A 12,744-nucleotide genomic window follows, 5' to 3' on the forward strand; every position below is an offset into this window, starting at 1 on the left:
CCGCCTCCACCCGTCCCGCCGGGACCCGGCACCACGACCAGGGGCGTCCGCCACCGTGCATCACGCCAACCACTACTACGGGCACTCCCACGTGCTGGCCCGCTACTGCGGGCTCGACGACCAGGATCCGCCCCGCATCCACGGCTACCTCCAGCACGGCTGGAACATCGGCGACGGCATGGCCTACGACCACGAGTTCGTGCCGGGCGTACCGCTGTTCCTCTGGTCGGAGCGGACCCGGCGGCGGGCATGGTCCCTCGGCCGCCGACGGACGTACGTGGTCGGCTCCCCGTGGGCCTACCTGTTGGCGATGGAACCGGACGGCCCGCAACGGCGGGAGGGCACCATCTGGTACCCCTTCCACGGCTGGGAGGGGCAGCGGGTCGTCGGTGACCACGGTCGGTTGATCGACGAGATCCGGGCCGTCGAACCAGGGCCGGTGACCGTCTGCCTCTACTGGCAGGAGTACCGGTCGACCCGGGTACGCCAGCACTACGAGCGGGCCGGCTTCCGGGTCGTCTGCCACGGCTACCGGGGCGGCCGGTGGCGTGACCTGGACCCGGGTTTCCTTCACCGGCAACTGGCCGAGCTGCGCAGACACCGCCGGGTCGCCTCGAACCGGCTGTGCAGCGCGGTCTTCTACGGCATCCTGGCCGGCTGCGAACCGGCCGTCTACGGCGACCCGATGGAACTGGCCGGTGAGGCGCCGATCTGGGGCGGACAGCCACGGATCCGGCGGCAGTGGGCGGGCCTGCACGGCCCGCAGGTCGAGCCGGACAGCGCCCGGGCCCTGGCCGTCGCCGAGTTGGGTGCCGACCGGCTGCTGCCACCGGCCGAGCTGCGCCGACTGTTCCGCTGGCCCGAACCCGCCGACCGGCACCGGGTCACCACCGTCACGTCGAGCGCCAGGCACCAGGGCGGCGTGTCCGGCGACGGCCACCAAAGGGGCGTGCCCGGCCACGGCCACCAAGGGGGCGTGCCCGGCCACGGCCACCAAGGGGGCGTGCCCGGCCACGGCCACCGAAGAGGTGCGGCCGGCGACGGGCACCAAACCGGCGAGGAGGCGGCGCGGGCCGGTACGGCAGCTGAGCGGCACGGCGCGGAGGTTGACCGATGAGTGACACGGCGGCGGTGCACCTGCTCGGTGGCGAGATGCTCGCCTGGTCGGATCTTGACCGCGCACACGGCCCGGGTCCGGTACGCGGGCCAGGGCTGGCCGCCCTGCTGACAGTCGCGTCCGGCCGCACGCTTGTGGCCGGACCACACGATCCCCGACTGCTCGACGCGCTGCCCTCGGCCGACCTGACAGTGCTGGTGCGGGGACTGCCGGACGCCGAGGCCCTGGCCGCCCGCTACGCCGACCGTCCCGGGGTACGGGTGTGCTGCGGTGGCCCCGAGAAGCTCGCCGGTACTTCCCCGTACGACACAGTGGTCGCCCTGGACGGGCTGGATCGACTCGATTCGGTCGAGGGGACGCAGCTGTCCTGGGGGGCGGCGTTCGACCTGCTGGTGTCGGTGCTGCGGCCCGGTGGCCGGCTGCTGCTCGGGATCGAGAATCCGCTCGGGTTGCACCGGTTGCTGGCGTCGCCGCCCCAGCGCACCGACTCCGACTGGGCGGCACCCGGCGAGTACGACGACACCCGGCCGGCCGGTCCGGCCCGGCTGCGGGCCAGGTTGGCGGCGTCGGGCCTGCGGACCGGCGGCACCTGGGCGGCTTTCCCGTCCCCCCTCGCGCCCGCCGCCCTGGTCGGTACGGAGCTGCTGGCCGACCCGGACCTGACCGGCTTCCTCCAGGCCGTCCTCAGCGGCCGGGCCGTCCACAGCGACGGCGGGGGCGGGGTGCGCGCCTCGGCCATCGGACGCGACCCGGTGGCGGCCGCACCGCCGCTGGTCGACCCGGCTCGGCTGGCCGGATCCGCTGTCCGGAACGGGATCGCCGTCGAACTCGCGCCCGCCTGGGTGCTGCTCGGCGAACGCCTGCCGGATCCGCTGATCCCGGCGGATCAGCCTGCCCCGCGCGCCCGTTCTGAGGCCGACCAGGCCGGGGCCGCGCCGCCTGCGGCGCTACTGGTGCAGGACGGTCGGCTCCGGGAGGTGGGCCGGGATCCGGCGGGCGGCTGGCGGTTCGCCGACGGCGCCGCGGTTCCGTCGGGGCGTACCGTCGAGGATCTGGTGGTGGCCGCCACGTTGCGGCGCGACCTGCCGGCGGTGCGGGCGCTGCTCACCACCTGGCAGTCAGGTGCGCAGGCGGGCACGCCGGCGGACGGCGTCGTCGTCACACCGGCCGGCACCTGGCACGGTCTGGCCGAGGTCACCGAGCCTGCGCTGGCGCTGCGCCGGCTGGCGTCCCGATTGGTCCACGCCGGACTCGCCGACCTCTGGCCGGCCGGTGAGCTGGCGGCAACGCTGACCACGATGGCCGGTCGGGAGCCGGGGCCGTCGGTCGACATCGACGGCGCCGCTGCCGGCGGGTGGCGGGAACTGCTGGCGGACCGGGACCGGCTGGCCCGCGAGCTGTCCGAGGCGCGGGCGCTTCAGGGATGGTACGAACGGACCCTGACCGAGCGCGACGACGAGCTGAAACGGCTGCGGCGGATCGTCTCACTGCTGAACGGCACCCCCACCGCACGGGCCGGTCGGCTGCTGCTGGCCGGTGCCCGTACCGCCCGCCGTACCGCCCGTTCCGCCGTCCGCCGCCTCCGCCCCACCGACTGACCCGACCCGGTCAGGGAGCGGGGCGGAGGGAGTCGTAGCGGGATTCGAGGCGGCGGGTCTGGTGGTGCAGGTCGAAGTCGGTTTCGGCGCGGTGCCGGGCGGCCTTGCCGAGCTGGTCGCGCAGTCCACCGTCGGTGAGCAGGCGGCGGATGTTGGCTGCCAGGGCCGGCCGGTCGCCTTCCGCGCAGAGCAGACCGTTCGACTCGTGGGTGACCGCCTCCGGGATGCCACTGTGGTACGTCGAAACGACCGGCACGCCGAGACTGAACGCCTCCAGGATCGTGGTGGGCAGGCCTTCCGTGTCGCCGTCCGACGCGGTACGCGACGGTGCCGCGAGGATCCGGGCCTCGGCGATGTGCCGCATCACCTCGGGCGGCGTCAGCGCGCCGGGAAACGTGGCGTCCACGCCCAACTGTGCCGCGCGGAGGCGTACCTGGTCGTGCCGCGGCCCGGTGCCGACGAGCAGCACCCGGGGGCGCAGCTCCGGCAGCATGCCCAGCGCCTCGACGAGGTCGTCGACCCCCTTCTTCTCGACGAACCGACCCACGAACACGACGTCCCACCGCTTCGGCCCGGCCGCCGGCTCCGGCGGCACCGGCACTCCGGTGTGATGTACCTGGACCTTCGCCGGATCCGCGCCCAACTCCACCGCCCGGTCCCGGATCGCCCCGGAGACGGCCAGGATCAGTGCGGCCCGACCGAACACGGTCCGCAGGTTCCGCCGGTGCCGGGCGCCGCGTGGCCCGGGTGCCGCCGCCTGCCGGGTGACGTCGAGACCGTGCAGGGTGACGACAAGCGGGATGCCAAGTTGCGCGGCGGTACGGCTGACCAGCCAGCCGTCCCCGCCGAAGTGAGCGTGCACCACCCCGGGTCGCAGTCGGGCCAGCAGCCGACGCAGCCGGGGGGAGCCGCCGGTCAGTCGCAACCGCAGCCACTCGCGGCGGCCACGCGGCGTGTCCGGGCACAGCACCACGTCACTGTCCCGAGACAACGGTGAGGGCACCCGGACGGCACCCAGATAGACCGGGCGCCAGGTGGGCAGCGCGTCGCCCTGGTTGCGGATGAACGTCTCCGAGCCGGGTAACAGGCAGCTGCGCCAGATCACGACGACCTTATCGCCGGACATCGGCCCCGATCTCCGCCGTCCCGGCCCGCTCCTCGGCGTGGGTGCCGACCGGGAAGGTGACGTCGGCCCGGGACCCGTCGACGGCAACCGGGTCGTCCGAGGTGGCCTGGCCACCGCGCCGGCCACGGCCGAGGATCAGGTCGCGTACCCGGTGCCGCAGCTGCGGCGGGAGCAGCCAGATCTGGAGGAAGGTCAGGTAGTCGACGACACCTGGCCGGCCGTGCCGGCGGGCCTCGGCGAGCAGCAGCCGGAAGACGCGGAAACTGCGCGTGGGCGCGGCCATCGAGCTGATGATGCTCATCGTGATCGCCGCGTACGCCCGTGGGGTGATCAGTGGCCGGATCCCGCGCAGCCACTCCAACTGCGCCTCCCACGGCGAGCTGAGGCTGATCCGTGGCCGGTCCTCGTCCTGGTGCCAGAGCACCAGCGGTTCGGCGGCGATGAGCAGCTCGACGTCGGGCTGGCTGATCGCGCGTACGGTCCAGTCCAGTTCCTGCTGCCGGCGTAGCCCGACGGTGAACGGCACCCGGCGCAGCAGCTCGGTCGGTGCCATGATGGTCGAGGTCTGAATGAACCCGTCGCCGTGGAACAGCCCGCGCCGGAGCGTGAGGTACTCGCAGATCGGCTCGCCCGGCTCCGGCAGTCGCCGGGGCATCACGAACTGCGCCCGGGGCGTCTTGTTGATCAGCCGGCTGGCGATGATCGGGCTGCCCACCGTGGCACGGCGGGCCAGCTCCAGCTGGGCGGCGAGCTTTGTCGGCAGCCACTCGTCGTCGTCGTCGAGCAGGGCGGTCCAGGGGGCGAGCGCCGCGCGTACGCCGGTGTTGCGGGCGTTGGGCGCGCCACCCTTGCCGGGCAGCTCCACCACGCGCAGCCGGGGATCACCGATCTCGGCGAGCGCCTTGACGGTCTCCTCGTCCGGACCGTCGACCACGACGATCACCTCGATGTCGGTGACGGTCTGCGCGAGGGCGCTGCGGACCGCGCGGTTCACCAACGCCGGGCGGGCGAAGGTAGGGATGACCACGCTGACCTCGGGTGTGGATGGCATGACCACCTGCTCACTCGTGCCGGCTACGACGTGCGCGCACGGTGACGTTAGGGGGCGCGGGCGGCCCTGAGGTGAATGCCGGGCTGCGATCAGACGTACAGCGGCGGGCATCGCGTGGGGCTTGCCGGATCGGGCCCACCCGGCCGGCGCGGCGGGCGACGTCGTTAAGGTCGCCGCAGGTGACGTACGGCGTGGTGCGGCGGAGGGACGGTGGGCGATGGCGGACGCGGACCTGGTGGTCGAGGTCGCGGGTGCGGTGGCCACGGTGGTGATCCGCAACCCGGATCGGCGTAACGCGATGACCCCGGCCATGTGGCGGCAGCTACCGGTGCTGCTCGACGGTCTGGAGACCGACCCGGCGGTCCGCGTCGTGGTGCTGACCGGCGCCGACGGCACCTTCTGCGCCGGCGCCGATCTGGGTGATCTGGACGAGCTGCTGGCGGCCGGTGACGGCAGCATCGCCGTCGCGGCGGAGGAGCGGCTGGCCACCTTCGCCAAGCCGACGGTGGCCGCCGTCCGTGGTGCCTGCGTCGGTGGCGGCTGCCAGCTGGCGGTCGCCTGTGACCTGCGGATAGCCGCGACCGACGCGCGCTTCGGCGTACCGCCGGCCCGGCTGGGGTTGGTCTACCCGGCGCCCACCACGCACCGGTTGTCCCGGCTGATCGGACCGTCGGCGGCCAAGCACCTGCTCTTCACCGGCGAGTTGGTGGACGCCGACCGGGCACTGCGGATCGGCCTGGTCGACGAGGTGCTGCCCGGTGCCGATCTGGCCGCCCGGGTCGACGGGCTCACCGGTGTGATCGCCGAGCGTTCGCAGCTCAGTGTCGCCGCCGCCAAGGAGATCGTGGACGGTCGGGCGGACGAGGGCCGGATGGCCTGGTGGCACGGGCAGGTGCGGGCCAGCGGCGAGGCTCGGGAGGGCGTGGCGGCCTTCCACGAGCGTCGCGCACCACGCTTCGGTTGGACGCCACCCGCCGGACGCTGACCTGGGGGCCGGCGGGCGCGGCGCCGGGAGGTGTGTCCCCCGACGCCGCCCCCTGTGCCCGCCGGCCGGTCCGTCACCGCCCGGCCAGCGCCGCCCAGCTCGGTACGACCGGTACGCGCCGCAGCGGCATGCCCGCCTCCTCCGGCGTCCGATCCCCCTTGCGCTGGTTGCAGGCGTAGCAGGCGGCCGTCGTGTTCTTCCAGGTGTTCCGGCCGCCGCGCGAGCGGGGCAGGACATGGTCGATGGTGGCGGCCAGCCCGTCGCAGTACGCGCAGCACCTGCCGTCACGGCGTAACACCCCGGCCCGGGACCAGGCCGGGCCGGCGCGCATCCGCCAACGGGTCACCACGTAGCGCACCAGCCGGACCACCCGGGGCACCGGGAACACTCCGATGACCCGGTCCGGCACCGCCTCGTGGATCTCGGCGACCCGGCGGCAGAGCATCCGGATCGCGTGCTGGACGGTGACCCGGTGCAGCGGGCCGAGGTCGGCGTTGATGACGAGGACGGCGTCCACAGGTGTCTCCCTCCAGGACGGTGACGGACGTACGGACGGACGGCGACGAGCCGCCCGACCCCAGGTGCGGGTGGACGGCTCGGCGTGCGGCGGTACGCGTCAGCCGGGGCGGCCACCCTGGGGGCGTTCGGTGCGCCAACCGCCGAGCATCCGCGAACCCGGCCACCCCGCCGGCACGGCGGTGGTGACGTACGGCTTCGACATGACTGGCTCCCGGAACGGCGGTTGACCTTGCGCGATCACGGTAGGTGCGGCCGAGGTGAGGGGGCAACGCATTTCGATGGCCCGGTCGGTGGCGAGCACGGACCGGGTCGGGACCTGGATGTCAGCGCCGGGCGAGCAGACCACGCGGCCGGATCGAGTGGATCGGCTCGGCCGCACCGCCCTCGGCCCGCAGGATGTGGTTCGCCGCGAGGACACCTGTGGCCGCCGCGCGTTCCATCAGGGCGCTGGGGAAATCGGTGCTGATGCCGTCGCCGGCCAGATAGAGACCGACGGCGTCGGTGCGGACACCGGGCCGTCCGGCATGGCCGCCCGGCGTGAAGGCGGGCGCCTTCGCCTCGACCCGGGCGCGCAGCTCCCGTACCCGCAGCCGCGCCGTCTCCGGCCAGAGCACGGCCAGTTCGGCCCGCATCCGTTCGGCCAGCTCGGTGGCGGGCACGTCCGGCTCGCAGGCGTACGCGTGCAGCTCGATCACCGAGCCACCGGTCTGCTCGGCCCAGTGGCGGGACTCGCGTTCCAGCCGGTGGTACAGCGTCACCGAGTCCAGCGTGGCCTGTCGGGACACCCCACTGAAGATCGCCCGACCAGCGTCGACGTCGCCGTCGCACCAGTAGCGGGCGACCGCGTACGGGGGACCGGGCCGACCGTACGTGGGCATCGCCGCCGCCAGCGCCGGTGCCTGCTCGGCCAGCGACGGCGAGTCCGCGACCAGGGCGGCGAGTGCCGGCGGGTCGACGGCGAGCACCACGTGTCCGGCCCGGTACGTGCCCTCGGTGCTGCGCACCTGCCAGCCCTCGGCGTCGCGGTGCAGGCCGGTCGCCGGCTCGCCGGTGCGGATCCGGCCGCCGTGGCGCTCGACGTGCCGGGCCAGCGGCCCCCAGATCGCCGTGGCGTAGTCCTCGTCGGGGCAGTCGAAGGCCAGCCCTTCCGGATTGCCGAGCAGGTAGAAGTGGAACTGCGCGATCATCTCGGCGGCCGACATGTCCGCCTCGTGGTTGAAGAACGAGTGGGAGAAGACCTCGAAGAGCATCGCCCGGGCCCGGTCGGGCAGGCGCAACGAGTCGAGCAGCGCGTCGGCGGTGGTGTGGTCGAACTCGGCGTAGGTGCGTACCGGGTCGTACGTCAGCAGCGGCAGGGCCGCGTCCCGGTCCATTCCGCGCAGGTCCCGCAGGCGCAGGCTGGGGCTGCGGGCGAGCAGGGTGAGCAGGTTCGCCGGCGGCGCGGGTGGCAGTCGTCCGAACTCCTCGGTCGGCCACTGGGCGCTGAGCACCGGATAGCCGGGGACGGCCCGCAGGAAGCGCAGGGTCGGGTCGACCCGCCGCAGAATGTTCCGCCAGTTGTAGTACTGCCGGAAGAAGGCGTGGAAGCCGTGTTCGTTGACCTGGCAGGTGCCGTCGGCGAGGGTTTCCGGCCAGGCACCGAGCCGGCCGCCCAGGGTCGGTGCGGCCTCCAGCACTGTCACCTCGACACCGCGTTCGGCGAGCACCACCGCCGCCGACATGCCGGCGATGCCGCCGCCGACGACCACCGCGGTGACCGGATGCGGCACGCGGGACGCGCCACCCCCGCCGGGGTCGACCCGGTGCCGACGTACGCCGATGAACCGTCCGGCCAACTGCGACAGCGTCATGGGGAACCTCCCCGGTCAGTGTGCTCTCCCATTCATCGCAGGCAGCGGCGGGGGCGGTCGGAGGCCGGCCAGACGTAGTCCAGGTCGTCGGGGACCTCGTCGCCGAAGATGGGACGGTAGTGCGCCGGATCCTTGCGGAGCAGCGACGAACGGTGGCTCAGATGCACCTCGGTCCGGCCGAGCCATGGCGGCAGTTCCCCGGCGAGGGCGAGTTCCTGCTGGGTGCGGACCTGCTCGACGCCGCAGGCGGCGGCCAGGTCGACGGTCAACGTGGTGGCGCAGGTGTCGGCGCGGCCGGCCGCGCACCAGACCGCGCAGACGTCCAGCCCGTACCGGGTCAGGGCCTCCTCGTACCCGGCCCACATCTTCACCGCCGGGTGGTTGCGCCAGCCGTACGTGGGCCAGGTCAACCCGCGCAGCACCTGGATCGCCTCCACCCGCTGTTTGCCGAGCCGTCGCTGGTCCAGCGCCCGGGCGCTGGCCAGGAAGTCCGGGTACGGCAGGAAGGTCTGCATGCCGCTGCCCTACCCGTCGTCGGCCGGGACATGCCGGGTCGCGGCAGCCACGATCATGACGGGCTGCGCGGGCTGCGCGGGCTGCGACCGGCTGACTACCATGCGGGGCATGGCGGAGCCGCTGCTCGATCGGGCCCTGCGGGCCGGCCGCCGGTTGCGGGTCAACGGGGAGTCCCGGGCACACTACGTGATCTGCGGGCAGGATCCGCTCGCCTACTGGGTGGTGCGGACGATGCTCGCCGGCGAGACACAGGCCGGCCGGGTACGGATCACCCTGATCGTGCCGGACCGTCGGCGCTCTCCCGGGCCGGACGGCCGGGACCTGCCGGGCATCGAGGTGATCCGGGTCGACCGCCTGGACGAGGTCACCTTCCGGCGGGCGGGGCTCGTCGACGCCGCCGGGCTGGCCCTGCTGCACCAGGACGACGTGGGCAACATGCACGCCGCGCTCTGCGCACAGGAGGTGGAGCCTCGGCTGCGCCTGGTGGTGCGGATGTTCAACACCGGCCTGGCCAACGGCGTGCGGCAGATCTTCCCCGACTCGGCGGTGCTCTCGGACGCCTCAATGGCCGCGCCGGCCTTCGTGGCCGCCGCGCTCGGCGAGGTCGCGCCGACGCACTTCCGGCACGGCGGGCGCACCCTCTACGTGGCCCGCCGCGACGACGTACGCCCGAGCGAGATCGTCTGCGGGGTGGCCGACACCCACGACACCCAGCAGGATCTGGTGCTGCCGGCCGACGACCGGGACGCCGACGTGGTGCTCGCCGAGGCCGTCGGTCGTCCGGCCGGCACCGAGCTGGCGGCGCGGCGGCTACGCCGGGCCCGGCGGCGACGTCGGCCGGTGGCGATGGTGCTCCGCGCGGTCCGCAGCTTCGCCACCCGGAAGATCGGGATCGCGGTGCTCGTGCTGCTCGCCATGGTGGCCACCCTGGGCGGGCTGTACGCCAACGCGGCGCACGTCGGCTGGGGCGACGCGCTCTACCTGACCCTGGTCACCACCCTGACCGGGCAGGATCCGGACACCGCCAAGTCAGCCGCCGAGCAGGTCATGCAGGTGGTGCTCAACCTCGCCGGGCTGGCGCTGATTCCGCTGATCACGGCGGTGGTGGTCGACGGGGTGGTCAACGCCCGGCTGGCCCTGCACACCGGGCGGATCCTGCCCGAGCGTTCGGGGCACGTCGTGGTGGTCGGGCTCGGCAACATCGGTACCCGGGTGATGGCCCAGCTCAACGACTTCGGCGTCGAGGTGGTGGCGATCGACAAGAGTGCGGACGCGCGCGGTGCCGGGCTGGCCCGTCGGCTCGGCGTACCGCTCGTGGTGGGCGACGCGGCACAGGAGGAGACGCTGCGGGCCGCCTCGGTCGCGACCTGCCAGGCGCTCGTGGTGGTCTCCACCGACGACGGGGCCAACCTGCGGGCGGCGCTCAACGCCCGGGCCCTCGACGACCAGCTCCGGGTGGTGCTGCGACTCTTCGACGGCGACTTCGCCGAACGCGTGCAGCGGGCGTTCGGCATCGGCACCTCGCGCAGCGTCTCCTACCTGGCGGCACCGTCGTTCGCCGCCGCCCTGCTGGACCGGGCGGTGATCGCCACCATCCCGGTCGGCCGGCACGCGTTGCTCGTCACCGAGGTCCCGGTGGCCGCCGGCTCGGACCTGGACGGTCGGACGCTCGCCACTGTCGGGCGGGCCGGCAGCGTACGCCTGCTCGCGCACGCCCGCGCCGGCCAGCGCCTCGACTGGTCACCGGACCCGCGAATGGTGATCGTGGCGGGTGACCGGCTGACCGTGGTGGCCCGCCGCGCCGGCCTGAACGCGTTGCTCCGCGAGGTCGCACCGCCGGAGCCTTCCCCGCCGTCCGGCACGCCGGTACCGCGCGAAGCGACGGAGTGACCCGGTCAGGGGCGGGCTGACCGGAGGGCGTACCAGGCGGCGCCGAGGGCGAGCACGCCGAAGCCGGTGAGCACGCTGGTCAGCGGCAGGTTGACGGCGAGCAGTACGCAGCCGACAAGTCCCGCCACGGCGAGCGCCTGCACCGGCAGCTTCCGCTCCGGCTCCCGCCCCAGGGTCAGGGCCGCGGCGTTGGTGATGGCGTAGTAGACGAGCACGGTGCAGGCGGAGAAGCCGATCGCCCCCCGCACGTCGCCGAGCACGACGACCAGGATCACCACGGCGGCCACCGCCAGTTCCGCCCGGTGCGGAACCCGGTACCGGGGATGTACCGCGGCCAGCCCGGCGGGCAGATCCCGGTGTCGGGCCATCGCCAGCGTGGTGCGACCCACCCCGGCCAGCAGGGAGAGCAGCACCCCGGTCACCGCGATCGTCGCGCCGGCCCGGACCACCCATTCCAGGCCGGGCAGCCCGGCCGCGCCGACCACGTCGGCCAGGGGCGCGGCGGAGGCGGCCAGCCGGTCCGCGCCGAGCACCCCGACGGCCACCACCCCCAGGATCAGGTAGATCACCAGCACCAGACCGAGCGCCAACGGCACCGCCCGGGGGATGGTGCGCTGCGGGTCGCGTACCTCCTCGCCGAGGGTGGCGATCCGGGCGTACCCGGCGAAGGCGAAGAAGAGCAGCCCGGCAGCGGTCAGTACGCCCCGGGTCGGGCCGCCGGGCTGGTCGATCCGGTCGATCGAGACGCTTGTCGCGCCGGCCACCGCGACCAGGGCGAGCACGGCGAGTACCAGCAGCACCAGGATCCGGGTGGCGGCGGCGGTCTTGCCGATGCCGCGCAGGTTCACTGCGGTCACCGCGACCACCGCCAGCACCGCGACGAGCCGGGCCTGCCCCGGCCAGAGGTACGCGCCGATGGTCAGGGCCATCGCCGCGCAACTGGCCGTCTTGCCGATGACGAAGCCCCAGCCGGCGAGGAATCCGGCGAACGGGTTCAGCCGTTCCCGACCGTAGACGTAGGTGCCGCCGGACTCGGGATAGCGGGCGGCCAGCCGGGCGGAACTTGTCGCGTTGCAGAACGCGATGAACCCGGCCAGGGCCAGGGCGACGAGCAGTCCGGTGCCGCCGGCCGCGGCGGCAGCCGGGGCGAAGACCACGAAGATGCCCGCGCCGAGCATCGACCCGAGGCCGATGACTACGGCGTCCGGTACACCCAGCCGGCGTGCGAGTCGGTCCACGGCGGCAGCCTAGTGGTGCCGGATGAACGGCCCGTCCCACTGCCGAAGGCGACCGGGTAGCGGCAGGTCGTCCCAGGGCACCCGGTGCAGCAGCCGGTCCAGCAGCAGCCCCAGCAGCAGTGCGGCCAACCCGTCGGTGAGCCAGTGGAAGTTGAGGTAGGTGGTGGTGACCAGCAGGATCCCCGGCGGCGCGTAACGAACCAACCGGTACAGGTGGGTCGGCAGCCGCCCGACGGTCAGCGAGACCAGCAGCAGGGCGATCACGCCGTACCAGACGATCGCGTTGGCCACGTGCCCCGACGGGTACGACATCGAGTAGGCGCCGGCCGGCAGGTGGTTGAAGATCTGCACGGCCTCCTCAGGGGCCAGGAACGGTTCCTTTACCGAGGCGGTGGGTGCCGCCCGGTCGGTCCAGAGCTTGAGTGGACCGATTGTCACCATGGTGACCAGGAAGGCGGCCGCGACCAGCAGGAACGGCCGGATCGTCCGGCGACGCCAGGCCACCGCCACGGCCAGCGCACCGGAGAGCGGCAGCAGCAGCCCGCCGCCCTGGCCGAGCAGGTTGAACACCCGGGCGGTCCAGTACAGCGGAGCCGGGTCGTGGGTGAAGGCCCATTCGCTGACGGCGAGGTCGAGACCGAGCAGGTGACCCCGGGCGAGCACGGCGGTGAGCGCCACGAATCCCGCCAGCAGTACTGCATCGAACCACCAGCCGGCCGGACGTACCGGTGCCAGCCGGATGCTGCGGCGTACCGATGTCGTCTCCCGCACCCCGATCACGCTACCGGCCCGCGTGGTGCTCCCGGAGGGCGGTGACTGTGGGCCGAGCCACGTAGGGAGGCGTTCCGGCGGAG

10 protein-coding genes and 1 pseudogene are annotated in these 12,744 nt (G+C 73.7%); 4 read left to right on the forward strand and 7 right to left on the reverse strand.

From position 1 onward, the window contains the following. Positions 1-55: 55 nt before the first annotated feature. A pseudogene (locus AB0I71_RS12745) lies at positions 56-850 on the forward strand (hypothetical protein); the annotation flags it as partial. A 263-nt stretch (positions 851-1,113) separates the two neighbouring features. Continuing rightward, on the forward strand, positions 1,114-2,715 hold the full coding sequence (locus AB0I71_RS12750; protein WP_357583926.1) for a hypothetical protein: 1,602 nt from the start codon (positions 1,114-1,116) through the stop codon (positions 2,713-2,715). Between the two features lie 10 nt (positions 2,716-2,725). Here the strand turns inward: AB0I71_RS12750 and AB0I71_RS12755 are convergent, their stop codons facing one another. Continuing rightward, entirely contained in the window at positions 2,726-3,841 is a 1,116-nt protein-coding gene (locus tag AB0I71_RS12755; protein WP_357583928.1) for a glycosyltransferase, read from the reverse strand. Continuing rightward, positions 3,828-4,892, reverse strand: coding sequence for a glycosyltransferase family 2 protein (locus tag AB0I71_RS12760; RefSeq protein WP_357583930.1), 1,065 nt, complete (start codon positions 4,890-4,892; stop codon positions 3,828-3,830). The genes AB0I71_RS12755 and AB0I71_RS12760 overlap by 14 nt, the downstream gene beginning before the upstream one ends. Before the next feature lie 217 nt (positions 4,893-5,109). Here AB0I71_RS12760 and AB0I71_RS12765 point away from each other — a divergent pair, with 217 nt between their 5' ends. Next, the gene (locus AB0I71_RS12765; protein ID WP_357583933.1) at positions 5,110-5,877 is read left to right on the forward strand and encodes an enoyl-CoA hydratase/isomerase family protein; all 768 of its coding nucleotides are present in this window, start codon (positions 5,110-5,112) and stop codon (positions 5,875-5,877) included. Positions 5,878-5,950: 73 nt separating this feature from the next. Here AB0I71_RS12765 and AB0I71_RS12770 read toward each other — a convergent pair whose 3' ends face one another. From AB0I71_RS12770 to AB0I71_RS12780, 3 genes are all read right to left on the reverse strand, one after another. After that, entirely contained in the window at positions 5,951-6,394 is a 444-nt protein-coding gene (locus tag AB0I71_RS12770; RefSeq protein WP_357583935.1) for an HNH endonuclease, read from the reverse strand. Positions 6,395-6,719: 325 nt separating this feature from the next. After that, entirely contained in the window at positions 6,720-8,246 is a 1,527-nt protein-coding gene (locus tag AB0I71_RS12775; protein ID WP_357583937.1) for an FAD-dependent oxidoreductase, read from the reverse strand. Positions 8,247-8,278: 32 nt separating this feature from the next. Beyond that, positions 8,279-8,761: an MSMEG_6728 family protein gene (locus AB0I71_RS12780; protein WP_357583939.1), complete on the reverse strand. Its 483-nt coding sequence runs from the start codon at positions 8,759-8,761 to the stop codon at positions 8,279-8,281. Positions 8,762-8,861: 100 nt separating this feature from the next. Between AB0I71_RS12780 and AB0I71_RS12785 the strand changes: the two genes are divergently transcribed. Beyond that, on the forward strand, positions 8,862-10,652 hold the full coding sequence (locus AB0I71_RS12785; protein WP_357583941.1) for a TrkA family potassium uptake protein: 1,791 nt from the start codon (positions 8,862-8,864) through the stop codon (positions 10,650-10,652). Positions 10,653-10,657: 5 nt separating this feature from the next. Here the strand turns inward: AB0I71_RS12785 and AB0I71_RS12790 are convergent, their stop codons facing one another. Then, positions 10,658-11,890: an APC family permease gene (locus tag AB0I71_RS12790; protein WP_357583943.1), complete on the reverse strand. Its 1,233-nt coding sequence runs from the start codon at positions 11,888-11,890 to the stop codon at positions 10,658-10,660. A 9-nt stretch (positions 11,891-11,899) separates the two neighbouring features. Continuing rightward, on the reverse strand, positions 11,900-12,661 hold the full coding sequence (locus tag AB0I71_RS12795; protein ID WP_357583945.1) for a phosphatase PAP2 family protein: 762 nt from the start codon (positions 12,659-12,661) through the stop codon (positions 11,900-11,902). Positions 12,662-12,744 lie beyond the last annotated feature (83 nt).

This window comes from Micromonospora sp. NPDC049891 (assembly GCF_040660295.1).
GTDB lineage: Bacteria > Actinomycetota > Actinomycetes > Mycobacteriales > Micromonosporaceae > Micromonospora.